Genomic DNA, 26,596 nt, shown 5'->3' on the forward strand with positions numbered 1-26,596 from the left:
GGCGCCTGCCTCAGCGGCTGACCGCTTCGATCCAGTGCGGCAGGTTGTAGTAGTTGGTGATGCGCGCGACCTTGCCGTCACGGATCTCGAAGAAGGCACCGGCCGGCAGCACATACGGCTGGCCATGGGCCTCCGGCAGCCCTTCGTCGGTCGCCAAGTACTGGCCGTTGACAATGAACTCGGCAGCGCCACGCCGGCCATCGGCACTGCCGAACACCACGATGTCGGTCAGCTGCTCGCGGTAGGTACGGGCCATTTTCTGGCAGAACGCGCGGAACGCCTCCTTGCCGACCTCGCGGCCGCCCTGGTTGATGTCATGCACCACGTCGTCGGTGACCTGAGCGACGAACGCCTCGATATCGCCGCTGTTGAAGGCATCGTAGTAGGCGCGGATGACGTCGGTGGCACTCATGGGAGAATCCTGAGGATGGGCGGGCAAGGGAGCATAGCCTATACTCACCCCCAGTATCCATGGGCGGCAACGAACGTGCGCATCACCACGCTACAGGGGCTGGCAGCAACCCCCTTCCTCGACGATCTCGCGCGCCTGCGCATCCGCGTCTTCCGTGACTTCCCGTATCTGTACGAAGGCGACCTCGCCTACGAACGCGGCTACGCGGCAACCTATGCGGCGGCGGCCGGCAGCATCATCGTGCTGGCCCAGGATGGGGACCACGTGGTCGGTGCGTCCACCGGCATCCCCATGCGCGAGGAGACCGCTGAGTTCCAGGCGCCGTTCCTGGGCGGCGCCTGGAACACCGACCGCATTTTCTACTTCGGCGAATCGGTACTGCTGCCGGAGTACCGCGGCCAGGGCCTGGGTGTGCGTTTCTTCGAAGCCCGCGAGGCGCACGCCCGCCAGGCCGGCTTCGACCTGTGCTGCTTCAGCGCGGTGCAGCGCCCGCTGGACCATCCGCTGCGCCCGGCCGACTACCAGCCGCTGGATGCTTTCTGGCACAACCGCGGCTACGTCCATCACCCGGAGTTGAGCACGTCGTTTACCTGGCGGGACGTCGGCCACAGCGAGAGGACCGCAAAGCCGATGTCGTTCTGGCTGAAGGCGCTGACCGCATGATCCGCTTCGCAACCAGCCAGTACGCGATCAAGCTGTTCGAACGCTGGGACGACTACGCCGCGCACCTGGACGCCCATGTGGCCGAGGCCGCGGCCGCCGATGCGCAGCTGGTGCTGCTGCCCGAGTACGCGGCGATGACCTTGACCGGCCAGCTGCCGCCGGCCGAGCGCGGCGACCTGGCCGCGTCCATCGCCGGCATCCAGCCGCTGCTGCCGCGCTGGCAGGCGCTGTGCGCGCAGATCGCCCAGCGCCATCGCGTCTGGTTCTGCCCCGGCTCGGCGCCGGTGCAGGACGAAGATGGCCAGTACCGCAACCGCGCATTCCTGTTCGGTCCGCAGGGCCTGCTGGGCCATCAGGACAAGCTCATCATGACCCGCTTCGAGCGCGAGGATTGGAACATCGCCGGTGGCCGCGATGGGCTGCGCACGTTCGAGACGCCACTGGGCATTCTCGGCATCCTGATCTGCTACGACACTGAATTCCCGATGCTGGCACGGCAGCTGGCCGAGGCCGGCGTGGACCTGCTGCTGGCACCGAGCTGCACCGATACCGAGGCAGGCTACCACCGCGTGCGCATCGGCTCGCAGGCACGTGCACTGGAAAACCAGCTGCCCGTGCTGGTTTCGGCCACGGCCGGCATGGCCAGCTGGAGCCCGTCGGTGGATGTGAACTACGGCCGCGCGGCGATGTATGTGCCGGCCGACCGCGGCATGCCGGCCAACGGCGTGCTGTGCGAGAGCGAGCGGGTGTTCACCGAGGAGAGCCGCTGGTTGATCGGGCAGATCGATGCCGCGGCGGTATCTGCGGTACGCCGCGAGGGCCAGGTGGCGTTGTACCGCGACTGGCCGGAGCAGTTCGCGGTGAAGGTGCAGCGGTCGTCGTAGCGCCGAGCCCATGCTCGGCTGGCGCTTTCTGTAGAGCCGAGCCCATGCTCGGCTGGCGCTTTCTGTAGAGCCGAGCCCATGCTCGGCTGGCGCTCTCTGTAGAGCCGAGCCCATGCTCGGCTGGAACAGCAGTCGAGCATGGCTCGACTCTACAAAAGCAGTCGAGCATGGCTCGACTCTACAAAGGCAGTCAAGCATGGCTCGACTCTACAAAAGCAGCCGAGCATGGGCTCGGCTCTACAAGAACGTCACCGCGCTGGCAGGCCGTCGCTCACGCGTTCCATCGCCTGCCGGTAGCGGCGGCTGCCAAACAGGCCGCGCTGCAGGGTCGTGCGCAACGCCAGCACCTCGTCCTCATCCGGCTGCTGCGCGCAGGCACGCTCGGCCCAGAAGACCGCGCGGTCAAACTCGACTTCGCTGCGCTCGGCGTAGTACTGCGCCAGCATCCAGGCGGCCTGCGTCCACGCCTGTCCGCCCCAGAACTCCAGCGTATCCAGCAGGCGCGGCAGGCGCCCCTCGGCAGGCACCTGCGTGCGCAGGTAGTACCCCGCACCCGCCACGCAGCTGCGAACGCGACGCTGCAGACGCTCGCCCCATTCTTCCTCGGTCGCCGCCAGCTCCAGGCAGCGCAGCTCGCAGGCGTTGGACAGGTGCACCAGTTCGTCCGTGCCGATGCCGGCGATGCCCCCCTCCTCCAAGCCACGGTCGTAGACCAGGCTGAGGTTGTAGAGTGCGCGGCCACTGTCCTGCTCGACCGCACGGCGGTACCACTGGATAGCCAGCGCCGGATCGTAGGACGGCGCGTGTTCGAAGTAGTGGTAGCCCAGCGCGGCCTGCATCTCCGGGAAGCCCAGTTCGGCACCGACCTGGGCCATGCGCAGCAGCGCGGCGTGCTGCAGCGACTCGTCGAAGGCGTAGTAGACGTCGTTGAACGGGCAGTCCGCGCCCGGCGCCGGCACCGCCATCAGCGCGGCCGCGTGTCGCCAGGCCGCCTCGGCCTGCGCCGCATCGGGCGTCACCCCGCACCAACCGGTATCGCGCAGTACGCCCTGCATTACCGCCGCCCACGCCGAGTTGCGCCATTGCCGCGCCACCACTGGCGCCAGCCACTCACCCATGCCGGTCGCCGCGGCTGCGTGCAGCATGCGCATCAGCTGATGATCGTCGAAGCCGCGCGGCACGCTGGGGTCGGCCGCCTGTGCGTAGTACGCCGCGGCCATATCGGTGTTGTCCACCCGCGAAGCCAGCTCGGCCAGCTGCAGGTAGATCCCCGTGCGCTCCAGCGCCGACTGCGGCTGCGCCAGCAGTTCCATGCCGCGTGCGAAGGCCTGCTGCACCGCGCTGCGGTCGTCGGTGTCGATGCTGTCCACGTCGATGGCATCCAGCCACACGATCATGCGCAGCTGGTTGCGCTGCGATGCGTCCAGACCTTCGGCCAGGGGACCCTCGGCCAGCGCGAGGATCTCTTCATGGCTGCCGCCCCAGCGCGGCGTGCGCAGGCGCGCGTAAGTGTCCAGCAGCGGCAGGCCGTGGCCTGCGGCCTGCAGGCCCATCTGCAGCCACGCCAGTGCCGCCTGCGGCGAAGCCTCGTCGCTCTCGACCGGGTCGCCCTCCTCATCCAGTTCCGGCGGCGGCGGAACCGCGGCAGACCAGGATGCAGGCATCTGTTCCGGCAGGTCTGGCAGGCGCGGCGCCTCTGCCATCCACGCGCCGAGCAGGGCCTGCATGTCGCACCACGGGCCGGCGCCATCGGCAGGATGGAAGCCGTCGTGCATCCAGTCGCTCATCCACACCGGCACGCCGAACGCCGCCACGCTGCGCATCAGCTGGTGCAGCAGCGGCCAGGGCAACGGCCCGCGATCGGCCAGGGCAATGGCGTGGACGAACAACGCGGTCTGCGCGGCATGCACGCTGGACCAGGCGCCCTCGCCCACCGATGACCTCCAGCCCGAGCCGCGCAGATCGACGGCAATGCGATCCCACACCAGGGCGGCCAGCAGCAGCGGCGCATCAGCTTGCGGGGCCTGCTGTTGCCACGCTGCCAAGGCCTGCCACAGCGCATTGATAGACAGTGCCTGCGGCGGCGCAAGCAGGGCCAGTGCACGGGCACCGCTCTCGGCGTCCTGCGGTGCGAGGAGGTCGGGCAAGGCGGACTCGATGGCCTCGAAGCGATGGGCGAGCAGGTCATCCCATATCGCGGGTGCGGCGTGGCGCCGCAGGGATTCAGCGGAAAGCGGAGAGGTCATCGGAATTCAAGCAGAGCGACAGCACCGGCGGATTATAGCGCTGCGGCGGGGCTGCGCTCCGGGTTTGCTATGGTAGCGGTCAAGATCGCTTGACCGTTCCTGGCGGCGTACATCCGACCAGCAGCCGAGCATGGGCTCGGCTCTACACAGATCCAGGCAGGCGTAGCCGAGCAAGCTCGACGCTACGTGGGCAGCGCTGCCACCAGGGTGGACAGATCGACGCTGTCCACCGGCCGCACCACGCGTGCCACTTCCTGGCCGTCGCGCAGCAGGACCACCGTCGGCCACAGCTTCACCTGGAACGAGCGGCCCAGCGGCTTGCCCTTGCCATCCTCGATCTTCCAGTGCGGCAGTTCATGCGCGTCCACGAACTGCTGCAGCGCCGGCTGCGCGGCCTGGCAATGGCCGCACCACGGCGCACCAAACTCGATCAGCAGCCAGCCGACCTGCGCATCGACATGACTGCGGGTCGGCTCGGCGGACTGGTGGTCGCGCATGAAGGGCATGACATCACGCCGCCAGTGCGCGCTGGATGTCTTCCAGCGGTGCGTTGGTGAAGTTCTTCGCCAGGTCATCCAGCAGCCGCGCCTGCGCTTCCTTGTGCAGAAGGGGGCGGATGCGCCCAAGGGTGATCGGATCGGCCACCAGGATCAGGTGCGAGTAGCGGTTCTTCAACGCATCCTCGTTCAACTGCTCGGCCACCTGCTTGGCGAACGTCGCTTCGTTGAGCTGGGAAATGGACATGTCTTTCGGCACGGCACCCGAGGGGCCCTGTCCCGACACGCCCTGCTCGCTGATGTCCTGCAGGCGCAGCTCGCCCTCCTGCTTCAGCGTCAGCTGATGGTCGGTGCCGACGTTGGTGAACACGCGCGCCGAGCCACCATCGGTGACGACGACAAGGGTACCTTCGGGAATGCGACGGGTCATGCGATGCTCCGGTTGCGTTGGCTCGCCACCACCGTAAGCGCTACGTTGTGAGCGGTGCGGCCACACTGCGTCCACAGCATGTCATCGCAGCGAGCACCATCAAAGCGCGCACATGAACAGGCAGGGTGGAACACAGCGTCTGCTAGAGCCCACTTCGCTGCATGTTCACGCCGTAACCGTTATCATGAACGGATGATCGACACGACGTACTACGTGGCAGGCACCCCTGTTACGTGGGAAGCACGGCCGACCGGCGTACCGCTTGCCACACCCGCTCTCACCCCCTCATTCCTTCGCCGCGTGCAGGATCCGGGTGGATGACGCCGCTCAGGCGCTGATCTTCACTGTTTTTCCGATGCGCACCGAGCCTGTTCCGGTCAGCCCGTTCTGATCGGTGGCATCTGCCATCACCGCTGGCATTGATCTTCACCAGCCCTCGCCAATCCACCGCGTAGTTTCCCGTGCGTGGTCTTTTCCCGTACGTCCTGGTCCAGCGTGGACCGCCCGCATCGATGCCCCTGCGCCAGTTGCGCCAGCATCGCCGTTTCCGATTTCCGGGACACACCACACCGCCTATTCCGTATTCCCCATCCAAGAACAGAAAGGACGTCCCCATGCAGGACAACCCCGATGCCCATGCACATTTCGGCTGGTTCAAACGCCGCCGCCACCTGAAGGTCGACGAGATCACCGTCGTCGACAAGCCCATGCTCAAGCGCGCCGTCGGTGCTGCTGCACTGGGCAATGCGATGGAATGGTTCGACTTCGGCGTCTACGGCTACCTTGCCGTGACCATCGGCCAGGTCTTCTTCCCCTCCAGCAATCCCACCGCGCAGGTGATCGCTGCCTTTGCCACCTTCACCGTGGCCTTCCTCGTGCGCCCGCTGGGCGGCCTGGTGTTCGGCCCGCTGGGTGACCGCTACGGGCGGCAGAAGGTGCTGGCCTTCACGATGATCCTGATGGCGCTGGGCACCTTTGCCATCGGCCTGATCCCCTCCTACGAACGCATCGGCATCTGGGCCCCGGTCCTGCTGCTGCTCGCGCGCGTTGTGCAGGGCTTCTCCACCGGTGGAGAGTACGGCGGCGCGGCCACCTTCATCGCCGAGTACTCCACCGACCGCAACCGCGGCCTGATGGGCAGCTGGCTGGAGTTCGGCACGCTGGGCGGCTACATCGCTGGCGCCGGCACGGTCACCGCGCTGCACATGCTGCTGAGCAGCGAGGACATGCTGGACTGGGGCTGGCGCATCCCGTTCCTCGTCGCCGGTCCGCTGGGCCTGCTCGGCCTGTACATGCGCATGAAGCTGGAAGAAACCCCGGCCTTCCGTGCCTTCGCCGAGGAAGCCGAGAAGCGCGAGCACGACCGCCCGGGGCTGGGTGACCTGTTCCGCGTGCATGGCCGCCAGCTGCTGGTGTGCATGGGCCTGGTGCTGGTATTCAACGTCACCGATTACATGCTGCTGACCTACATGCCCAGCTACCTGAGCGTGACCATGGGTTATGCGGAGAGCAAGGGCCTGCTGCTGATCATCATCGTGATGCTGGTGATGATGCCGCTGAACATCGTCGGCGGTCTTTTCAGCGACAAGCTCGGCCGCCGGCCGATGATCATCGGCGCCTGCATCGCGCTGCTGGTGCTCGCCGTGCCGTGCCTGCTGCTGATCGGCAGCGGCAACGACTGGCTGATCTTCCTGGGCCTGATGCTGCTGGGCCTTGCCCTGGTGTGCTTCACCAGTTCGATGCCGTCAACGCTGCCGGCACTGTTCTACACACCGGTACGCTACAGCGCGCTGTCGATCGCCTTCAACGTGTCGGTGTCGCTGTTCGGCGGCACCACGCCGCTGGTCACGGCCTGGCTGGTCGAGCGTACCGGCGATCCGCTGGTGCCCGCCTACTACCTGATGATTGCGGCGGTGATCGGCCTGATCACCATGATGTTCGTGAAGGAGACGGCGAACATGCCGCTGCGCGGTTCGCCGCCGGCCGTGGCCAGCGACAAGGAAGCCGCCGCCCTGCTGAAGAGCGATGGGCCGGTGACGGTTGACCCGACCCTGCCGCCGCTGCCGGAAGCCGGTGATGGCGAGACGCCAAAGCCCGCCTGAGGCACTGCAGGTGGCCGCGCATGGGTCGTGAAAGCGGCCCATACCGGCCCTGCACTGGCGGGTAACCGCAATCACGCATGCTGGTTTCATCCCTGATGGAGCCAGCCATGTGCACGCTACTTCCCCCCGTTCCCTTCCACGCCGGCATGGAACAGCCAGAGGCTGAAGAGGCCGACACCATAGAAGCACTTCGCGAGGTGTTCCTCGGCATGGCCCGCACGGTGGCAGCGGCCGAAGGCCATGCGCGTCGTGCCGTGCATGCAAAAGGCCAGGCGCTGCTCAAGGGCAGGCTGCAGGTTTTTGATGGCCTGCCGCAGGAACTGGCACACGGACTCTTCGCTGCGCCTGCAACGTATGAGGCGCTCGTCCGCTTTTCTTCCCCCCCCGCCGAACAGTTGCCGGACACGGTGTCCACCCCGCGCGCCATCGCCATCAAGATCCTTGGTGTGGGCGGCGCGCGCGTCGCGGAAAGCGAAGAACAGCACAGCCAGGACTTCCTGATGGTCAACGGCCCGGCCTTCACCAGCCCGGGCCCAAAAGGCTTTCTCCGTTCCACGAAGCTGCTGGCGGCAACCACCGAACGCATGCCGCGCACCAAGGCGGTGATTTCGGTCGCCCTGCGCGGCGGCGAAAGGCTGCTGGAAGCCGCGGGCGGTGGTAGCGGCAGGATCAAGGGGATGGGCGGCGAACCGCAGACACACCCGATGGGGGAAACCTTCTTCAGCCAGGTGCCGTTCCGCTTCGGCCCCTACGTGGCCAAGTTCTGCCTGCGCCCGGTGTCGGCCACCTTGCAGGCACTGGAGGGTGCACCAGTAGAGAACAGCGAGGACAGCCAGCGCGATGCCATCCAGGAGGCGCTTGCGAGCGGTCGCGGCGATCTGGTCTGGGAGCTGTGCGCGCAGCTGTGCCGGGACGAAGAAGCGATGCCCATCGAGGATGCCTCGGTGGAGTGGCCACAGGAGCAGAGCCCGTTCATTGCCGTGGCCGAGCTGCATGTTCCACCCCAGGTGAGCTGGGATGATGCGGAATCACCGGGCGTCGAAGACCGCCTGGCATTCAGCCCATGGCATGCGCTGGAAGCACATCGACCGTTGGGTGCGCTGAACCGCGCACGCAAAGTCGTCATGGCCGCCTCGCGTGCGCACCGGTCACAGCACAACCGGTGCCCGCTGCACGAGCCGGTTGCAGGCGCATGATCCAGCCCTGCGGTGAGCGATGCAGCGTCGAGCTTGCTCGACCCTACAAAGGGCGGGAGCAGCCGAGCATGGGCTCGGCTCTACAACGAGCTGGATCAGTCGAGCAAGCTCCACGCTACAGACGGGTCAGCGTGCCCGGCGCCCAGCGGTAGACCCATTCCTGGCGGCCTTCGGGCGGGCACGACGGCTTGCCACGCACGCGCTCGCACAACCGCGAACCCTTCTCGCTGGTGAAGCTGACGGTGATGCGATCGCCGTCCATGCGGATCGACTCGACCTCGCCGGGAACATGCACGCTGCTGTCGTCGGCATAACCAGCGGCGCGGATCAGTGCATAGGTCTCATCGTCATAGACGTTGCTGCCCGGCGCCGCCGCCTGGCCGCGCGGGTCACCGTCACGCAGGGGCGTCATCGCCACCAGCTCGTTGAGCTGCGCGCTGCCCGCTGCAGCCTCGGTGGCGGTGTACAGATACAGCACCTCCACGCGGCCATCGCTGTCGAGATCGGCACTGCCGGCCCACAGGACTCGATAGTCGCGGCGCGCATCGGTACCGGGATGCAGCCGCAACGCCGCCTCGGCCGTGCGACGTGCCTTGTCATAGCTCATCGGTGCAGTGGCGTCACCGACGGCCGGCGTCTCCGCCGCGAGCGACGGGCCGGCGATGGCCAATGACATCCCGATTGCCAGCGCGCGCAGGCTGCGCACCGTCCACTGCGTCCCTTCATTCATGTGCTGCATCCTGATCCGTGGCTTCAATGCACCGGATCATCGCACAGGCCGCGCACGCGGCGCGCCCCATCCCCCACTGCTCACCCCGTAGCCGGTGCATCCGTCTGCAGAAGGCTGTCGCGCTCACGCAACGGGAAGCGGATATGGGCATCCACGCCGTCAGCGCGGAACTGCAGCTGACCACTCCCCGCCAGTTCGTAGGGCACGCGCTTCTCGATGAGCGAGCAGCCCAGGCCCCGCCGCTGCGGCGGCGACCAGTCCGAAACCGTCACATGGTTCTCGCACCAGTGGAGGGCCAGCCAAGGGCTGCCCCCGTCCTCCGCCTGCACGGACCACGACACGCTGATGCGGCCATTACTGCTGATGGCGCCGTACTTCAGCGAGTTCGTCACCAGCTCATGCACGGCCAGCGACAGCACCTCGGCCGCTTTCGGCGGCAGCAGCAGGTCGGGGCCCTCGAGCCCGTACTGGTCTGGTCGATGCACCTGCACCGATATTTCCTCGTCCAGCATGCCGCGCAGGCACACGCCGGCATTGTCGGCGCGGGTCAGCAGCGCCTGCGTGCGCGCCAGCGACATCAGCCGGCCGCACAGGCGCTCTGCATATTCCTCGACGCTGCCCACCGTTTCCTGCGTGCGCCAGGCAATGGCGTGGATCATCGCCATGATGTTGCGCACCCGATGCTGCAGCTCGGCCAGCAGTACGGCCTGCCGCTCGGATGCACGCTTCAGGGTGTCGATGTCGATAACGATGGCGAACACGCCGGTGACCTCGCCCTGCGCATCGCGCAGCGGTGCCGCCGCGATACGCGTCCAGCGTACCTGTCCATCCTCGTGGGTGAACTGGAATTCCAGCCCCGGCACCACCGTATCGCCCCGCAGCGCACGTGCAACCGCGAAATCCTCGGGACCGATCGGCCTGCCATCCTCGTGCCAGCCCTGCCAGCGGGGCATGTTCTGGTGGTCGCGCGAAGGGAGCTCACCGGTGGGCAGGTAGGCACGCATCTGCTCGTTGGACTGCAGCACCTGGCCCTCGGTGTCGACGATGCACAGCCCCACCAGCAGCATCTGGAACGCCAGTGACAGCCGTTCGTCACTCTGCCGCCGGCGCTGCTGCTCGTGCGCCCGCGCGGCGTGCGCCGTGTGCGCGGCCGTGGTCTCGAACATGGTCACCAGCACCCCTTCGATCCGCCCGTTGGCGTCACGGATCGGGCTGTAGGTAATGGTGAACCAGATGTCTTCCAGCACGCCCTGGCGGGCCAGCGGGTAGAGCTTGTCCTCGTAGGTGATGGTCTCGCCCTGCCAGACGCGGGCATAGATGGGGCCGTTGATGTGCCACACCTCCGGCCAGCAGATGCGCGTGGCCTGGCCGAGGCCGCCCGGGTGCTTGTCTGCCAGGATCTCGGCATAGCCATCGTTGTACAGCTGGACCAGTTCCTCGCCCCACAGCACGATCATCGGGAAGCCGTGGGCCAGCATCAGGTCGACCGTGGCCCGCAGGTGCGGGGCCCACGCATCGCGTGGACCCAGAGGCGTCGCCGACCAGTCGTGTGCGGCGACCCGCTCGGCCATGCCACCACGCAGCGTGTGCAGGGGCGGAGACGTCGGCAGCAGGGGCGTCGTCGCCACGGGCGAACTCATCTGCAATCGGCTACCCATGCGCAGGCTTCAATGGCCACCTGCGCCAGCTCGCGTGGCCTGCACCAGCGTCTCCAGCTGCTGGGCCAGGGCCTGGATGTGATAAGGCTTGGCGCAGCGCGGGACGTCGGCGAACCGGCTGGGCACGTTGTCGTCATAGCCCGAGGTCAGCAGGAAGGGGATGCCGGCTTCGACCAGGCGGTCCGCCAGGGGGTAGACCTGCTGGCCGCCCAGATTGATATCCAGCAGGGCCACATCGATGGGCTGCTCATCCACCAGCGTGCCCAGCGCGGCAAGGTCGCCGGCGGGCCCGACGATGTGCGCGCCCTTCAGTTCCAGATAGTCGACCAGGAACATGGCGATGGCGAACTCATCCTCCGCCACCAGCACGCGTACCCCTCTCAGGCCCGGGTTATCAACGGCTTCCAACACGTACAACGCTCCTCTTCAGACGGCACCTCCGACTGTTGCAGGCAAAGGGTGGCCAATCGACCTACAAGAGCGTGTGACGACCGCGCGCAGACACCCCCACCAGGCCGCCGGCGGGGGTACCATTTCCCGGCCTCCACTCCCTTTTCCTGCCCCGCCATGGCTTACGCCCGCATCATCTCCACTGCCGACAACTATCTGCATCACGTCAGCAACGGCACCTATTGTGTCGACACCGATGAACCGGCCACGCTGGGCGGACAGGGCCGCGGCTTCGCGCCCTTCGATCTGTACCTGGCCTCACTGGCGTCGTGCACCGCCATAACCCTGCGCATGTATGCCCAGCGCAAGGGCTGGGAGCTGGGCGAGTTCCACGCCGAACTGCGCTCCGAGCGCGACGAGGATGGGCGCCTGCACGTACACCGGGTGCTGCATGCCGGCGCCGAGCTGTGCGATGCGCAGTGGTCGCGGTTGCTGGAGGTGGTGGAAAAGACCCCGGTGACCCTGGTGATGCGCGAAGGCGCCCGCATCACCAGTGAGCGCGGCCAGGCCGGCTGAGGGCCAGAGCTCAGAGCGGCAGCTCGGTGGTCTGCTTGATCCGCTGCATCGGGATCTCGGTCTTGGTGTTCTGCACGCCAGCGATCCGGTTCAGGTGCCGGATCTGGAACTGGCGGTAGGCATCGAGATCAGCCACCGCCACCCGCAACAGGAAATCGCAGTCACCCGCCATCAGGTGGCACTCGAGCACTTCCGGGAACGACTTGATGCTGTTGATGAAGTGATTGGTGGTGTCCTCGTCCTGCCCGCGCAGCCACACCCGCACGAACACGGTGAACCCCCGGCCCACCTTGGCCGGGTTCAGCAGCGCCACGAAGCGATCGATGAAGCCGCCCTCCTCCAGCAGCCGCACCCGGCGCAGGCACGCGGACGGTGACAGGCCCACCTGGCGGGCGAGCTCCAGGTTCTGCAGCCGGCCATCGCGCTGCAGGGCATCGAGGATGCGACGGTCGAGGGCGTCAAGCTCGTTCTGCATGGCATTTCACCGGATTGGCATAGAGGCGCACAGGATTTCAAATAGTCGGATCATTACGGCATGAACGCAACCCGATTCTGCGCCTTCGCCGCTAGCATGGTCGTCCCCACATACGCGATCGCTCCATGGACGCCCGCACCACCCCGCCCCTGCCCGACCCCGCGTGCGACACCGCGCCGCGTGCCGAATTCCTGCGCGGCCTGCGCGCCGCCATCCCGGTGATGATCGGCTTCCTGCCGTTTGCCCTGGTGCTGGGTGCCCAGGCCGCACAGAAGGGTCTGAGCGCACTGGAAGTACCGCTGATGACCGGCCTCAATTTCGCCGGCGGCTCGGAATTCGCCGCCGTCGAGCTATGGACCTCGCCGCCGCACATCGCGCTGATCGTGGCCATCACCGCACTGGTCAACAGTCGCCACCTGCTGATGGGCGCCAGCCTGGCCCCGCTGCTGCAGCACCTGCCCCGGCGCCGGGTAGTGCCCGCGCTGTTCTTCATGTGCGATGAGAGCTGGGCACTGGGCGTGGCCGATGCACGCCGCCGGGGGCTGGGCTTCAGCCTCGCCTATTACCTCGGTGTCTCGGCCGGCCTCTACACCATCTGGGTGGTGTGCACGACCCTCGGCGCGCTGGTCGGGCCCCTGCTGGGCGACATCCATGCCTATGGCTTCGACATGGCCTTCCCGGCGGTGTTCCTGGTCCTGCTGCGAGGCATGTGGCAGGGCATGAAGCCCGCCCGACCCTGGCTGGTGAGCCTGGTGGTGGCTGCGGGCACCTATCTGCTGGTGCCCGGCGCCTGGTACGTGGCCAGCGGCGCGTTGGCTGGCCTGGCCGCGGCGTGGCTGCTGGCGGAGGACGCAGCATGATCCTTGGCGGACTGATCCACTGGACCGCGCTGCTGACCATCGCAATGATGGCCGCGGTAACCTATCTCACCCGCATCGTCGGCTTCCTCGCCCTGCGCAACCGCACCTTGAGCAAGCGGGCGGTGACGGTGATGGAGGCCGCGCCGGGCTGCGTGCTGATCTCGGTGATCGCACCGGACTTCGTGGCGGACAACCCGGCCGACCTCGCGGCACTGGCGATCACCCTGCTGGCCGCCACCCGCTTGTCGATGCTGCCGACGGTGCTGATTGGCGTGGTGTCGGCGGGCGTGCTGCGCTACGTCCTGGGGTGAATTGGCATCCGCCGGGCATGGCCCGGCGCTACCCCTGCCGCGCCATCACCCTGCGCTGCTGGATGCCAGCAGGCACAGGCTGCGGGCGGGCAACGTCCATTGTCCCTCCCCATCCATCTCCAGTGGCGCGTCGTCGGTCTGCAGGACCACGCGACGGAACGCCAGCGTGTCGTCGGAGGGCCGGAACCGCTGCTCCTGCTCGCTGGGGTTCAGCAGCAGGGCCAGGCTGACATGGCGCCCGGGCTCGCGCAGTCCGCTGTCCGGGCTGCGGCCGTCCAGCACGATCAGCAACGCCCGCTGCTCGGGGTTGTGCCAGTCGCCCTCGCCCATCGGCTCCCCATCGGGGCGCCGCCACTCGATGTCGCGCATTCCGAGCGACGCGTCGAAGTCACCGGTCAGGAAGCGATTGCGCCGCAGCAGCCCATAGCGCCGGCGCAACGCCAACGCGCGCCGCACGAAGGCCGCCTGCGCCTGAGGACCCGGCTGCGCCGCGCACTCCCAGTCGATCCAGCTCAGCGGATTGTCCTGGCAGTAGGCATTGTTGTTGCCCTGCTGCGAATGGCCGAACTCATCGCCGGCCAGCAGCATCGGCGTACCCTGCGCGAGCAGCAGCGTGCCCAGCAGGTTGCGCATCTGCCGCGAACGCAGGGCAAGGATGCCCGCATCGTCGGTATCGCCTTCCACGCCGTGGTTGCACGACAGGTTGTGGGAATGGCCATCGCGGTTGTCCTCGCCATTGGCCTCGTTGTGGCGGTCGTTGTAGCTCACCAGGTCATGCAGGGTGTAGCCGTCGTGCGCGGTGACGAGGTTGATGCTGGCCGAGGGCCGGCGGCCGTGATGGTCGAACAGGTCCGCAGACCCGGTGAAGCGGGCCGCGAACTCCGGCAACTGGCCCGCATCCCCGCGCCACAGCGCACGGGTGGTGTCACGGAACCGGTCATTCCACTCGGCCCATCCCGGCGGGAACTGACCCAGCTGGTAGCCGCCGGGGCCGATGTCCCACGGCTCGGCGATCAGCTTCACCTGGCTCAGCACCGGGTCCTGGCGCACCGCATCGAGGAAGCTGCCCGACGGATCAAAGCCATGGCGCTCGCGCCCGAGGATGGTGGCCAGGTCGAAGCGGAAGCCATCGACGCGCATCTCGGTCACCCAGTAGCGCAGCGAATCCATCACCATGCGCAGGGCGCCGGCGTTGGTCAGGTCGAAGGTGTTGCCGGTGCCGGTATCGTTGATGTAGAAGCGGCGGTCCTCAGCCAGCCGGTAGTAGCTGGCGTTGTCGATGCCCTTAAACGAGAGCGTCGGCCCCAGTTCATTGCCTTCGGCGGTGTGGTTGTAGACCACGTCGAGGATTACTTCGATGCCCGAACTGTGCAGGCGAGCGATCATCTGCTTGAACTCGGCCACCGTCTCCAGCGACAGGTAGCGCGGCTGCGGCGCGAAGAAGCCGATGGTGTTGTAGCCCCAGTAATTGCGCAGGCCGCGCTCCAGCAGCTGCTGGTCATCAACGTAGGCATGCACCGGCAGCAGCTCGATGGCCGTCACCCCCAGATGCACCAGATGGTCCACCACCGCATCGTGCCGCAGCGCCGAGAAGGTGCCGCGCTCGGCCTGGGGGACGCCCGGATGCTGCATGGTCAGTCCACGCACGTGTGCTTCGTAGATGACCGACCGGTCCCAGGGCGTTGCTGGCGCGCGCTCGCTACCCCAGCTGAACGCCGGATCGATCACCGCGCAGCGCGGCATGTACGGCGCGCTGTCGCGGCGGTCGAAGCTCAGATCGGCATCACGGTGTCCCAGCGTATAGCCGAACAGATGCGGCGCCCACTTGATCTCGCCGACGATCTGCTTGGCGTACGGATCCAGCAGCAGCTTGTTCGGATTGAAGCGGTGTCCATCCTGCGGTGCATAGGCGCCATGCACGCGATAGCCGTAGCGCTGTCCCGGACGCACATCCGGCAGGTAGCCGTGCCACACCTCGTTGGTGTACTCCGGCAGCGCGATGCGCTCGATCTCGCGGTTTCGCGCATCGAACAGGCACAGCTCGACCTTGGTGGCATGGCGCGAATACAGCGCGAAATTCACTCCCAGCCCATCCCAGGTCGCACCCAGCGGGAACGGCCTGCCCTCGCGAACGCGCGAGCTCTGTGCCCACTTACGGGTTGCCATCGTTCTCGTCCTTACCCGCATGAAGCGCTGCTATCTCTGCTTCCACCAACCGCTCGGCCATGTGCCAATGACGTCGTTCCTGTTCATCCGGGCGGCCCTCAGCCTCCCAGATCTGGTGCGCAAGCATCTCGATGCGGCGGCGTCGCTCACTGCTGTCCATCTGCCCCACTCTCCTGGCTGATCCACACCGCAACGGGGCTGCCGGCAAACAGCAGTGCATCCGAGGCGGAACCGTTGAAAATCTCCGTGCGACCGTCCAGCACGTTGTGCATCGTTCGTTGCGGCAGCTCAGACACGCGCTGCTCAGCATCCTCTATCCATGCAAGGGCGGGACCGGGGCATCGCCAGGCACTCGCCCTGCGCACTGCCACCAGCAGCACCTGCCCCGCGTGCTCGCGCACGAAGACCAGATTTGCCGAAGCGGAATCGGACAGGTCCTGCAGCGTGCCGCGCAGGAACAAGGCCGGATGCGCGCGCCGCAGCTGCAGCAGCTGCGAAAGCAGGCGCATCTTCGGTGCGCCTTCGTGCCAGTCCTGCAGCAACTCCGACCACGATCGATCATCGGCCAATGCCTGTGCGCGCTGTGCGAAATCCACGGGGCGTCGGTTGTCCGGATCGACCAGACTGAGATCCCAGAACTCGGTGCCCTGGTAGATATCGGGAACACCCGGCAGGCACAGCTGCAGGCACAGCTGTGCCAGTCCGTTGCTGGCACCGGCGGCCGCCATCATCCTCACGAAACCAGCCAGCGCATCGCGCACGCCCTGCAGTTCGCTGGCGTGCATCAAGGCCTGCAGCCACTGCTGCACGGCCTCTTCGACGGCGAGATCGGGATCGAGCCAGCTGCTGATCCGCTTGCCCTCCCGCAGCGCCTTGCGCAGCCACTGGTCCATGCGCTGTGGGAAGTCCGCAGCGGGCGCACCGTGCATCGGCCAGGCGCCGACCAGCGCCTGCCACAGTGCATAGCTTTCGGCAGCGGGCAATGGCATCGGCATCCCTGCCGCCGCGCACTGCTGCTCCCACTCCGCCAGCGCCGACTGCCATGCACCGACGTCGCTGCTGATCAGCGCCAGGCGCGCACGCGCATCCGGGCCGCGTTTATGGTCGTGCGTGGCCAGGGCCAGCATCGCCAACGGATGCTGGCGCGCACGCACCTGGGCGAGTTCAACCAGTGCATCGCCCTCAAGGGCGATGCGCTGCGGATCGCTGCCGACTTCGTTGCGTGACATCGCACGGTAGTAGCGATAGAACGCCGTGTCTTCCACCGCCTTGGCATTGAGCGGTGCCGAGAGTTGGCCGAACCGCACGCGCAGTTCTTGGCTCTCGGGCGACTGCAGTGCGCTGACCAGCAGGCTCACGGCCGCGCGCCCCGCGGCGTCGAGACCCTGCACGGCAGCCGCTTCGGCCTTGGCCAGGACATTCCGCTCGGCCGGCGTCTGCAGCGTATAGGGGCGGTAGACCGGATAGCGCCGCAGCAGCGTGCAGAGTGCTCGGCGCAGCATCGCATCGCTGATGTCACCGCGGCATGCCGCCTCACCGACTGTCTGCCGTACACAGACCAGCAGTCGCTGCAGGTCTGCGTGCAGCGATCCATCCAGCAGTGCATCGCGTGCCGCCTGCTGCACTTGCTCCAGACCACGCGTGTCGCCTGAGCGCGCCTGCCACTGCTCACTCAAGGTCTGCGCCGACGTCTGTTCATGCAGCCACGCACCGGCCTGATCCATGAAGTCGTAGCCAGTGGTGCCGTCGCACGCCCAGCCAGCGGGCAGTGCCTCACCCTCGGCGAGGATCTTTTCCACGTGCAGGGTGATGTCCGCACCACGACGACCGCCTGCTTCTGCGACGGCATCGAGATGTGCGCGCAGCCGCTGCAGGTAGCCCCCCGGATCGGCCAGGCCATCGATGTGGTCAATCCTCAGGCCATCCACCCAGCCCTCGCGCACCAGCCGCAGCGGCAGCGCATGCACGGCATCGAAGACGTCCTCGCGCTCGATCCGCAACGCGGCCAGCGAGGTGATGTCGAAGAAACGCCGGTAATTGACCTGGTCGCCCCCGGTGCGCCACCAGGCCAAGTGATAGTGCTGGCGCTGCAGCAGCATGTGCATGCGCTCTGCGGAGCGGTTGCAGCGCTCGACCCAGCCTTGGCGGGCGCCAGGCTGCAGCGGATAGCTGCGCGGGGACAACGGCAGGCGAAGATCATGATGGACCAGGAAAGGCTGGTCCTTGATGTCCTCCACCCGCAGAACGCCAGCCTTGACGGCCTCCTGCAGCGGTCGGTCAAGCACGGGCAGCCAGAGTCGCTGGCACGCGCCAGCTGCCTCCCAGTCGATGTCGAACCACTGCGCGTGGCGGCTGCGGCGCCCGTGCATCAGCACGTCCGACCACCACGGATTCTGCGGCGCGGCGGCCAGATGGTTGGGCACGATATCCAGCAGCAGCCCCAGCCCACGCTCGCGGGCGCGGCTGGCCAACCGCAGGAAGCCGTCCTCGCCGCCCAGTTCCGGGTTGATCCGGGTCGGATCAATGCCGTCGTAACCGTGCGTGGAGCCCGGCATCGCTGCGGCGATGGGTGACAGATACAGGTGACTGACGCCCAGCGTGGCGAAGTAGTCCGCCTGTGCCGCTGCGGCGTCGAAATCAAAGCCGGCATGCAGCTGCAGGCGTGCGGTCGCGCGAAGTGCGGTCATGCGTGGCCTCCGTCGCGACCCGCGCTGATGCGCTGCAGCCGCGACTGCAGGCCGGCCTCATTCCAGTGCAGCGGCAGGCGCCGCCGCCAGTTCGGATGACCGCCGACGGTACCCGGCAGGTTGACCTGTGTACGCAGTCCCAGCGCGTCTTCCAGTGGAAGCAGGGCCAGCCGCGAGGGGGTCCTGGACAGCAGGCCCAGTGCATCGTCTTCCACGCAATCTCCATGAATCAGGTCGGCCATTGCCGCGGCATCGTGGCGCCGCTGCGCCAGTGCTGCAGGGAGGTCTTCGATTTCGCCCAGGCGTGCCCGCCAGCGCAGGTCACGCCCGCGCAGCCAGCCGGCCAGCGGCGGCAGATCGTGGGTGGACGGCATGGCGACCGCGTCGCGGCGCCAACGTCCGGCAGGCAGGAAGCCCGCCGCATCACGGGTGAACGGCAGGACATCCACACCCAGCACGCCGCGCGCGGCCAGCTGCTGGCGGATACCTGCCGGAACCACACCCAAGTCCTCACCGATCACCAGGCACTGGTGCCGCCAGGATTCCAGCACCAGCAGGTTCAACAGATCCTGCAGCGGAAACTGCAGATAGACCCCGTCGCGGGCGGAGGCGCCCTGCGGCAGCACCCACAGCCGGTGCAGGCCAAGGATATGGTCGATGCGCACGCCACCACGGCCGGCCATGACCGCCCGCAGCAGGTGGATGAAGGGCGCATACCCTTGCCTGCGCAGGGCCAGCGGCGAGAAGCCGGTGATGCCCCACGCCTGGCCCCGGGTATTGAAGGCATCAGGTGGCGCACCCAGCTCCAGGCCGGCCAGCATGACGTGGGCCTGCGTTCGCGCTTCGGCACCGTCGGGTGCGCAGCCCACCGCCAGATCGGCGATCAGGCCGATGGCCGCGCCGTTGCTGCGCGCCTGCGAGTGCAGGTCCGTCCAGCAGCGCTGCGCCACCCATTGTGCGAAGGCGTGGTCCTGCGCGTCCCCGCTTCGCGAATCGGCCGCCAGCAAGCAGTAGTCCTGCAGCGCCGCGCCAGCGTCGGCCTGCCACTGGCAGACTTCGGCCCACAGATCGGGTTGCGCGTGCTGCAGCTGCAGCCGCGCCGCGCGCAGCCAGCACCACTTGAGGTCAGCCGCACCGGGCCAATCGATGCGCCGCGCGGCAGTGGCGGCGTTCACCGCCTCGGCCAGCGCAGGATCCTCCGCCAGCACGGCGCGGGCGGCATCGGGCACCGCCTGCAGCAGAGAAGCCTGCAGCGGGTCCAACCAGCGCCGGTCACCGGGCGAATATGGACTGTAGCCAGCACCCGGCGGCAAGCCGGCACCCGGCGGCAAGCCGGCGTGCATCGGGCTGAGCGCAAGCGCCTGCCCACCGTGCTGGCGCAGCCGCTGCAGCCAGGGTGCACAGCCGGCGCTGTCACCGATGCCGGCATCGCCTGCGCAGCGCAGGCTGTAGACCTGCGCCGCCAAGCCCCAGCCACGGTCAAGATGCGCGGGCCACCATGCCTTCTGCGGTGCGACGGCCACCGCGATGCGTCGCGGCCCCTGCTGCCAATGCCAGTAGCCGGGCTGCAGCGGCACCGGCCATCGGCCAGCCGCATCCTGGCGCGCGTCGCGCTGCTGGCCGGTCTCATCGACCCAGCACGCCGCGCCTGCAGCGCCAGGCAGGACCACCGCCTCTCCGCAGATCGCGGTGTGCAGTGGCGCAGCCGTCGCTTCTGCTTGTGGCTGCAGCACCCGAAGCACAGCACGCAGCACCTCCGGCGCCACCTCGCAGCGGCGCCCGGAAACATCCTCCCACTGCGGCATCAGCCCCGCAGAACGCGCGACTGCCTGTAGCGCTGCATCGCCGCTCATGCCGGCAGCCAGCGCAGCTGCAGACCACCGCACGCCTGCAGCAACGGGCCGGTGGGCAGATCCAGCAGCGATTCTCCGTCAGGCAGCGAGTGCGGCACTTCGGCAGGCCCTGCGTTGATGGCGATCCACCACTGCCCGGCAGGCAGCTGCCATCCCGCCTGCACGGCGCCAGTTCCGAGCACCATTGCGCCCAGCGAGCGCGCCTGCTCGAGGCCGGGCTGCAGGCAGTGTCGGCGCAGGGCGAGCAGATCGCGAAGCCATGCCAGCGAGTCCTGTGCCGCAAATCCGGCGCCAGGTGGCGGCACATACGAGGCCTGCAACGTCGCAGGATCATTCGGGTCGGGAATCCGCGCCCGCGAGGCGGCGTCGGCAAATGCGCTGAAGCCGGCGAACTCGCGCCGACGCCCTTCGCGCACCGCTCCGTCCAGCGGCGCCTGGTAATCGGTGAAGAACAGGAACGGAGAGGTGGCCTGCCACGGCTCGCCCATGAACAGCAGCGGCACCATGGGTGTCAGCACGGTCAGCGCTGTGGCCATGCGCAACGCCGGCGGGTCCAGCAACTGGCTCAACCGTTCGCCGAAGGCACGGTTGCCGACCTGGTCATGGTTCTGCGCGAACACCACGAAACGGGACGGCGGCAGGTCGCCACTGGGCTCGCCGCGCGCCTCGCCACGCAGGTCGGGCTCGCCCTGCCAGGCAAAGCCCTGGGCCAGGCAGCGCGCCAGCAGCGCTTCGGCGCGGCCGGCGTAGGCAGCGTAATAGCCTTCGTGCTCCCCGGTCAGCAGCACATGAAGCGCATTGTGGAAGTCGTCATTCCACTGCGCCTGGTAGGCGCCCCGCAGCCATCGCGCCTGGTTGCGCTCGTTCTCCAGCACCAGGTGCGCGAGCGGCACCTCGGTGCGGATCGCATCGCTGAGCTGCTGCAGGAAGCGGTCATCATCAATGGCGTGCACCGCATCCAGGCGCAGCCCGTCAAACCGGTACTCCTGCAGCCACATCAGCGCGTTGTCGATGAAGAACCGCTGCACATGCGGTTGTTCGAAGTCGATGGCCTCACCCCACGGCGTGCTGCGGCCGCTGTGGAAGAAGCCCTTGGCATACTGTGCCAGATGGTTGCCCTGCGGCCCGAAGTGGTTGTAGACCACATCCAGCAGCACTGCCAGGCCGGCGGCATGCGCCGCATCGACGAATCGCTTCAGTGCTTCTGGTCCGCCATAGGCTTGTGCCGGGGCATAAGGAAATACACCGTCATAGCCCCAGTTGCGGCTGCCTGGAAACTGCGCCACCGGCATCAGCTCGATGGCGGTGATGCCCGTCGCCGCCAGCATCGGCAGCTGCCCCGTCAGCGCGGCGAACCCGCCGGCCGCTTCCACGTGCACCTCGTAGATCACCATGTCCGGCCAGGCCACGCCGCGCCAGTCCCGCGTCTGCCAGACATAGGCATCCTCGGTCAGGACGGCACTGGGGCCTTCAACACCCTCGGGCTGCCAGCGCGAAGCGGGATCCGGCACCTCGCTGCCATCCGGCAGGCGAAAGCGGTAACGATCACCCTCCGCCGCCGTCGTGCGGATCCAATGCAGGCCATCGGGCTGCCGGAGCATCGGTAGCGCGGCCCCGCCAAGCACCAGTGCCACCTGGCCGATATCGGGCGCCCAGAGCCTGAACTCCACCATGCCCGCGCCCGTTGGCCACGCACCCAGACGAGCGGCAGCGGTCATGCGACAACCTGCAGGTACAGCGTCGACATCGGCGGCAGGGTCAGCCGCAGTGATTGCGCGTGCCCATGCATCGGCCGCGCGTCGGTGGCCACCGCCCCCAGGTTGCCTGCGTTGCCGCCTGCATAATAGTGGCTGTCAGTGTTCAACCGCTCCGACCACAGGCCGGACTCGGGTACGCCAACGCGGTAGCCCTCGCGGCGCACGGGCGTGAAATTGCTGACCACCAGCATCGCCGGTGCCTCGCCGGCCGGATCCTGCCGGATGAAGGCGTAGACGCTGTTGCGGCTGTCATCGGCCACACTCCAGGCAAAGCCGCGCTCGTCGCGCTCATCGCGATGCAGTGCGGGCTGGTGCCGCAGCTGTGCGTTCAGATCACCGACCAGACGCATCAAACCGCCGCCTTCGGCGGTCGCGGCCTGCTCCCATTCCAGCCCGCGCTGGTGCGCCCACTCGCCCGCTTGGCCGAACTCGCCCCCCATGAACAGGAGTTTGCTGCCCGGGTGTGCCCACATGAAGGCGTAGTAGGCGCGCAACTGGGCGAACTGCTGGGCACGGTCGCCCGCCATCTTGTTGAGCAGCGAGCCTTTGCCGTGGACCACCTCGTCATGCGACAGCGGCAACACGAAACGCTCGGAGAAGGCATACACCAGGCCGAAGCTGACCTCGCTGTGGTGATGCGGGCGATGCACCGGGTCGCGCTGCAGGTAGTGCAGCGTGTCATGCATCCAGCCCATGTTCCATTTGTGGGTGAAACCCAGCCCGCCGTCGGCCACCGCGTTGGTCACGCCCGGCCAGGCCGTGCTCTCTTCGGCAATCACCAGCACGTCCGGGAAACGCTCGCGCAGGGTCTCGTTCATGCGCTGCAGGAAGGCCACCGCCTCCAGGTTCTCGCGGCCGCCCTGTGCATTGGGCACCCACTGCCCCTCCGGCCGGCTGTAATCGCGATACAGCATCGACGCCACTGCATCCACGCGCAGGCCGTCGATGTGGAAATGCTCGATCCACTCCAGCGCGCTGCCGATCAGGTAGGCCGACACTTCGTTGCGGCCGTAGTTGTAGATCAGCGTGTCCCAGTCGGCATGCTTGCCCTCGCGGGGATCGGCGTGCTCGTACAGGGCGGTGCCATCGAAGCGCGCCAGGCCGTGGGCATCATCCGGGAAATGCGCGCTGACCCAATCGACGATCACGCCCAGGCCGGCCTGGTGACAGCGGTCCACGAAGCGGGCAAAGGCTTCCGGGGCGCCGTAGCGCGCCGTCGGTGCGTAGATCCCCAGCGGCTGGTAGCCCCAGGAGCCACCAAAGGGATGCTCACTGATCGGCAGCAGCTCGATGTGGGTGAAGCCCAGCCCGGTGACGTGGGGGATCAGCCGATCCGCCAGCGCATCCCAGTCCAGCACGCTGCCGTCCTCGGCGCGCTGCCAGGATCCCGCGTGCACTTCATAGATGGACAACGGCGCGTTGACACCCTGTTGCCTGCGGCGCTGCAGCCAGGCCTGGTCGGTCCACTGCAGCGGCGCGGCAGACACCACGCGTGAGGCGGTGGCGGGTGAGCGCTCGGCCCAGCGTGCCATCGGGTCGAGTTTGTCGGGCAGGGTCTGGCCGTCTGCTCCGATCAGACGGAACTTGTAGCACGCCTCCGGCTGGACCCCGGGGATGAACAGCTCCCACACGCCGGCAGCATGTCGCAGCCGCATCGGGTTGCGGTGACCGTCCCAGGCATTGAAGTCGCCGACAACCGCCACGCGCTGCGCATTCGGTGCCCAGACGGCGAAACGCACGCCCTCGATGCCTTCAACGGTCATTTCGGTAGCGCCCAGTGCGCGCACCGCTTCGGCATCACCCTGGTGAATACGCTGCAGCAGCGCCTCATCCAGCAGCGGGCCGAACGCATATGCGTCGTGCACCTGCTCGACGCGGTCGGGGAAGTGCAACGCCAGCAGCGGAATCGCGTCGGCACCGGCGCGCCCCTCGAACAGGCCCGGCAGATCAGTGCTACGAAGGTCCCACCGGCGGCCGCTGCCCTCGATCACCTCCACCCGGCGTGCGTTTGGCACCAGCGCGCGGATAACACGGTAGCCGTTGCCATCGTCATGCGGGCCCAACCAGGCAAACGCATCGGCCGGGCGACCCTCTGCCAGCGCCTGCAACTCGGCCGGCATCGGCGAAACCGCAACACCCTGCGTCACCGCGTCGTAGTCGAACGCCACCGCACCCCGTCCTTGGTCACTCATGCAGCCACCTGGCAGGTCTGCTGGTACAGCGCCAGGTAGGCCTTGCCGGCGGTTTCCCAACCGCCCGGACGCAGCATCGCCGCACGTCGCATCGCATGCATCAGCGCCGGCAGCCGGAACGTGCGCATCGCCCGCTCCACGCAGCGGCGAAGCCCATCGGCATTGGCGCCATGGAACAGGAAACCGGTCACACCGTCCTCAACCGTATCGACCAGGCCGCCCGTCGCATGCGCGACCGGCAGGCAACCGAACCGCTGCGCATACATCTGGCTGAGACCGCAGGGTTCGAAGCGTGAAGGCATCAGCAGGAAGTCAGCGCCGGCGAACATCTGCCGTGCCAGGCCCTCCTCGAAGCCGATGAAGGCGCCGACCCGCCCGGGGTAGCGCTGTGCCAGAGCCTTCACCTGCGCCTCCACCTGCGGCTCGCCACCGCCGATCACCACCAGCTGGCCACCGGCGGCCACAATCTGCGGGGCGACGTCACAGGTGATGTCCAGGCCCTTCTGATGGACCAGGCGCGAGACAACGGCGAACAGCGGACCCTGCGAGGGCTGCAGCCCGAAGGCCTGGCGCACGGCCTCCGCATTCTCTTCACGACCCGCGCACTGGCCGATGCTGAAGCGGGCCTTCAAGTGAATATCGCGTCGCGGATCCCAGCTGGCGTCAATGCCATTGACGATGCCACTGAGGTGGCCACCGGCAGCGCGTCGCGCCAGCAGTTCGTGCAGGCCACAGCCGTCCTCGGCAGCGGTGATCTGCTGCGCATAGCGAAGGCTGACCGTGTTCAGGCGGGTGGCATTGGCGATGCCGCCCTGCAGGAACGACATGTGGCCGTGGAAGTGCAGCTCGTCCAGATGCTCCGCAGGCACGCCGAGGGTCGGCGCCAGAGCAAACGGGAACAGACCCTGGTAGGCCAGGTTGTGGATGGTCAGCAGGGTCGGCACCGCAGTGCGATCCCAGCGCACATAGGCGGCGGCCATCGCCACCGGCCAGTCGTTCAGGTGCAACAGCTGCGGCGTCCAGTCCAGCCCGGCCCGACCGGCGGCCAGTTCCGCAGCGGCATGGGACAAGGTGGCAAAACGCACTGCGTTGTCCTGCCATTCGCGGCCCTGCGCATCCACATAGGGCGAACCCTCGCGTTCATACAGCGTGGGCGACAGCAGCACATAGATCGGAAGACCATCGGCCTGCAACGCCATGGCCACGGTGCAGGCCGGCAGCCCGGCACGCCCGGCGACGCGACCTACTTCACGCAGATGCGGCAGGCGCTGCAGCACTTCGGGATAGCCCGGCAACAGCACGCGCGCATCACAGCCGCTGCGCACCGCACGCGGCAGCGCGGCCGCCACATCACCCAGGCCGCCGGCCTTGATGAAGTCCGCCATCTCCGTCGCCACGAACAGGACCCGCTGCACCAGCTCCGGCAGTTCAACCGGCTGTGACGGGCCACGACGGGTGCCAATCGGCATCAGGTCGAGGGCGGGCAGGACAGTTTCTGCAACGGGATCGTGCAGGGAATCGGCGACAAGGTCGAGGGCCATGGTGAACTTCTCTGAATCAGTCGGGCAGACGCCGGCCGCGCCCGAATGGGCGCCAGGTCTGGGCGGGAAGTCGTCGCGGAACGTGGGGGACGTTTGCGTAGGCTCTACGCGACTTTGCACTGTTCCATATCAAACACCCGTGAAGCGACGGCGATTTGTTTGTGACAGGGCAGCATCAGCTCAGTACCCATCGTTGGGTACGTGCTGTTGTGGACACCCTCCGTCACCCGGTCGCAGGCCTCACCCGGCTGCACTAGACCAACATCAATCCGCGGCACGCGCCGGGCGCGTATCTCTATGCAGGAACCCCACACCGGCGCTGCCGGCTCCCAGAAGACCTGCGATGAGCTACACCCCCGACAACGCCCAGCTGCTGAACACCCTGCAGAACGTCATGGTGATCTCCACCACCGATCGGGGGCCAGGGGCAGTGGGACGCGCTGCGCGGTAAAGGCCGCACGCATTGCGAGCTGTATTGATGGCGTGATGCATCCGCCGGGCGCAGCCCGGCGCTACCGCCGTCGCGAGGTCAGTCTGGACGGCTGTCCGCGGCCACCGCCAGCCCGGCCAGCCGCTTCGCCTGCAGCAGCAGGATCTCGCGCTGCTTCACGGCGATCACGCCGTCATCGGTCAACCGCCGCAGCACCCGGCTCGCGGTCTCCGTCGCCATGCGCAGATAGTTGGCGATCTCGTTGCGCGCCATGGCCAGCTTGAACCGCGTCGCGGAGAAACCACGCCGGGCATAGCGCTCGGACATGTCCAGCAGGAAGGCGGCCATGCGCTCTTCGGTGCGATGGTTGGCCGCCAGCGTGGCCACCTTGCCGATCTCCGCGCTGAGCAGGCTGAACAGCTTCGCCTGCAGCCCCGGCATGCGGGTCGCCAGCAGGCTCAGCCTGGGGAAGGAAATCCGGCACAGGTGCACGCAATCCAGCGCCACGGCATTGCAGAGGAAGCGCTCGTGCTGCAGAAA

Annotated in this window: 23 protein-coding genes; 7 read left to right on the forward strand and 16 right to left on the reverse strand. The window is 67.6% G+C overall.

Annotated features, from left to right (window positions below; translation table 11 throughout):
* Window positions 1–10 precede the first annotated feature (10 nt).
* Window positions 11–412: a ketosteroid isomerase-related protein gene (locus DCO49_RS01145; RefSeq protein WP_116862413.1), complete on the reverse strand. Its 402-nt coding sequence runs from the start codon at window positions 410–412 to the stop codon at window positions 11–13.
* Between the two features lie 75 nt (window positions 413–487).
* On the opposite strand from DCO49_RS01145, the gene DCO49_RS01150 reads away from it, so the two are divergent.
* Window positions 488–1,075, forward strand: a complete 588-nt coding sequence (locus tag DCO49_RS01150) for a GNAT family N-acetyltransferase (RefSeq protein ID WP_207776443.1) — start codon at window positions 488–490, stop codon at window positions 1,073–1,075.
* Window positions 1,072–1,959: a carbon-nitrogen hydrolase family protein gene (locus DCO49_RS01155; protein WP_116862415.1), complete on the forward strand. Its 888-nt coding sequence runs from the start codon at window positions 1,072–1,074 to the stop codon at window positions 1,957–1,959. Before DCO49_RS01150 ends, DCO49_RS01155 begins: the two co-directional genes overlap by 4 nt.
* Window positions 1,960–2,207: 248 nt before the next feature.
* Here the strand turns inward: DCO49_RS01155 and DCO49_RS01160 are convergent, their stop codons facing one another.
* The 3 genes from DCO49_RS01160 to DCO49_RS01170 all read right to left on the reverse strand — a co-directional run bounded on the left by DCO49_RS01160 (window position 2,208) and on the right by DCO49_RS01170 (window position 5,132).
* Window positions 2,208–4,205 (reverse strand): DUF4034 domain-containing protein, encoded by a 1,998-nt coding sequence (locus DCO49_RS01160; protein ID WP_116862416.1) that lies wholly within the window; start codon window positions 4,203–4,205, stop codon window positions 2,208–2,210.
* 182 nt (window positions 4,206–4,387) lie between these two features.
* On the reverse strand, window positions 4,388–4,711 hold the full coding sequence (locus tag DCO49_RS01165) for a thioredoxin family protein (protein WP_116862417.1): 324 nt from the start codon (window positions 4,709–4,711) through the stop codon (window positions 4,388–4,390).
* A gap of 4 nt (window positions 4,712–4,715) precedes the next feature.
* On the reverse strand, window positions 4,716–5,132 hold the full coding sequence (locus DCO49_RS01170) for a host attachment family protein (protein ID WP_116862418.1): 417 nt from the start codon (window positions 5,130–5,132) through the stop codon (window positions 4,716–4,718).
* A gap of 614 nt (window positions 5,133–5,746) precedes the next feature.
* Between DCO49_RS01170 and proP the strand changes: the two genes are divergently transcribed.
* Window positions 5,747–7,234: a glycine betaine/L-proline transporter ProP gene (gene proP, locus DCO49_RS01175; protein WP_116862419.1), complete on the forward strand. Its 1,488-nt coding sequence runs from the start codon at window positions 5,747–5,749 to the stop codon at window positions 7,232–7,234.
* A gap of 77 nt (window positions 7,235–7,311) precedes the next feature.
* On the forward strand, window positions 7,312–8,430 hold the full coding sequence (locus tag DCO49_RS01180) for a catalase family protein (protein WP_243402608.1): 1,119 nt from the start codon (window positions 7,312–7,314) through the stop codon (window positions 8,428–8,430).
* A 115-nt stretch (window positions 8,431–8,545) separates the two neighbouring features.
* On the opposite strand, the gene DCO49_RS01185 is transcribed toward DCO49_RS01180, so the two are convergent.
* The 3 genes from DCO49_RS01185 to DCO49_RS01195 all read right to left on the reverse strand — a co-directional run bounded on the left by DCO49_RS01185 (window position 8,546) and on the right by DCO49_RS01195 (window position 11,229).
* Window positions 8,546–9,160: a hypothetical protein gene (locus DCO49_RS01185; RefSeq protein WP_133249373.1), complete on the reverse strand. Its 615-nt coding sequence runs from the start codon at window positions 9,158–9,160 to the stop codon at window positions 8,546–8,548.
* Between the two features lie 80 nt (window positions 9,161–9,240).
* Window positions 9,241–10,731: an HWE histidine kinase domain-containing protein gene (locus DCO49_RS01190; protein WP_243402616.1), complete on the reverse strand. Its 1,491-nt coding sequence runs from the start codon at window positions 10,729–10,731 to the stop codon at window positions 9,241–9,243.
* A 96-nt stretch (window positions 10,732–10,827) separates the two neighbouring features.
* Window positions 10,828–11,229 carry a response regulator gene (locus DCO49_RS01195; RefSeq protein WP_116862476.1) on the reverse strand — a complete coding sequence of 134 codons (402 nt, stop codon included), beginning with the start codon at window positions 11,227–11,229 and terminating at the stop codon, window positions 10,828–10,830.
* A gap of 156 nt (window positions 11,230–11,385) precedes the next feature.
* Here DCO49_RS01195 and DCO49_RS01200 point away from each other — a divergent pair, with 156 nt between their 5' ends.
* Entirely contained in the window at window positions 11,386–11,784 is a 399-nt protein-coding gene (locus DCO49_RS01200; protein ID WP_116862423.1) for an OsmC family protein, read from the forward strand.
* 10 nt (window positions 11,785–11,794) lie between these two features.
* Here the strand turns inward: DCO49_RS01200 and DCO49_RS01205 are convergent, their stop codons facing one another.
* Complete coding sequence (locus tag DCO49_RS01205; RefSeq protein ID WP_116862424.1) at window positions 11,795–12,259, reverse strand: Lrp/AsnC family transcriptional regulator; 465 nt, start codon at window positions 12,257–12,259, stop codon at window positions 11,795–11,797.
* A gap of 125 nt (window positions 12,260–12,384) precedes the next feature.
* On the opposite strand from DCO49_RS01205, the gene DCO49_RS01210 reads away from it, so the two are divergent.
* The gene (locus tag DCO49_RS01210) at window positions 12,385–13,119 is read left to right on the forward strand and encodes an AzlC family ABC transporter permease (RefSeq protein ID WP_116862425.1); all 735 of its coding nucleotides are present in this window, start codon (window positions 12,385–12,387) and stop codon (window positions 13,117–13,119) included.
* Entirely contained in the window at window positions 13,116–13,430 is a 315-nt protein-coding gene (locus DCO49_RS01215; protein WP_116862426.1) for an AzlD family protein, read from the forward strand. Before DCO49_RS01210 ends, DCO49_RS01215 begins: the two co-directional genes overlap by 4 nt.
* A gap of 45 nt (window positions 13,431–13,475) precedes the next feature.
* Here the strand turns inward: DCO49_RS01215 and glgX are convergent, their stop codons facing one another.
* The 8 genes from glgX to DCO49_RS01260 form a co-directional block, all read right to left on the reverse strand.
* Complete coding sequence (gene glgX, locus DCO49_RS01220) at window positions 13,476–15,617, reverse strand: glycogen debranching protein GlgX (RefSeq protein ID WP_313207055.1); 2,142 nt, start codon at window positions 15,615–15,617, stop codon at window positions 13,476–13,478.
* A complete protein-coding gene (locus tag DCO49_RS01225) occupies window positions 15,583–15,756 on the reverse strand; it encodes a DUF2934 domain-containing protein (RefSeq protein WP_116862428.1) in 174 nt (57 codons plus the stop codon). Before DCO49_RS01225 ends, glgX begins: the two co-directional genes overlap by 35 nt.
* Window positions 15,743–18,283, reverse strand: a complete 2,541-nt coding sequence (treY, locus tag DCO49_RS01230) for a malto-oligosyltrehalose synthase (RefSeq protein WP_116862429.1) — start codon at window positions 18,281–18,283, stop codon at window positions 15,743–15,745. The genes DCO49_RS01225 and treY overlap by 14 nt, the downstream gene beginning before the upstream one ends.
* A complete protein-coding gene (locus DCO49_RS01235) occupies window positions 18,280–19,953 on the reverse strand; it encodes a 4-alpha-glucanotransferase (RefSeq protein WP_243402609.1) in 1,674 nt (557 codons plus the stop codon). The genes treY and DCO49_RS01235 overlap by 4 nt, the downstream gene beginning before the upstream one ends.
* A gap of 179 nt (window positions 19,954–20,132) precedes the next feature.
* Entirely contained in the window at window positions 20,133–21,854 is a 1,722-nt protein-coding gene (treZ, locus tag DCO49_RS01240) for a malto-oligosyltrehalose trehalohydrolase (protein WP_116862431.1), read from the reverse strand.
* Window positions 21,851–24,085 carry a 1,4-alpha-glucan branching enzyme gene (locus DCO49_RS01245; RefSeq protein WP_116862432.1) on the reverse strand — a complete coding sequence of 745 codons (2,235 nt, stop codon included), beginning with the start codon at window positions 24,083–24,085 and terminating at the stop codon, window positions 21,851–21,853. Before DCO49_RS01245 ends, treZ begins: the two co-directional genes overlap by 4 nt.
* On the reverse strand, window positions 24,082–25,554 hold the full coding sequence (glgA, locus tag DCO49_RS01250) for a glycogen synthase GlgA (RefSeq protein WP_116862477.1): 1,473 nt from the start codon (window positions 25,552–25,554) through the stop codon (window positions 24,082–24,084). The genes DCO49_RS01245 and glgA overlap by 4 nt, the downstream gene beginning before the upstream one ends.
* A 601-nt stretch (window positions 25,555–26,155) precedes the next feature.
* The gene (locus DCO49_RS01260) at window positions 26,156–26,497 is read right to left on the reverse strand and encodes a helix-turn-helix domain-containing protein (RefSeq protein WP_243402610.1); all 342 of its coding nucleotides are present in this window, start codon (window positions 26,495–26,497) and stop codon (window positions 26,156–26,158) included.
* Between the last annotated feature and the right edge of the window lie 99 nt (window positions 26,498–26,596).

Origin of the sequence: Stenotrophomonas sp. SPM (genome assembly GCF_003105135.1) — a bacterium.
GTDB lineage: Bacteria > Pseudomonadota > Gammaproteobacteria > Xanthomonadales > Xanthomonadaceae > Stenotrophomonas.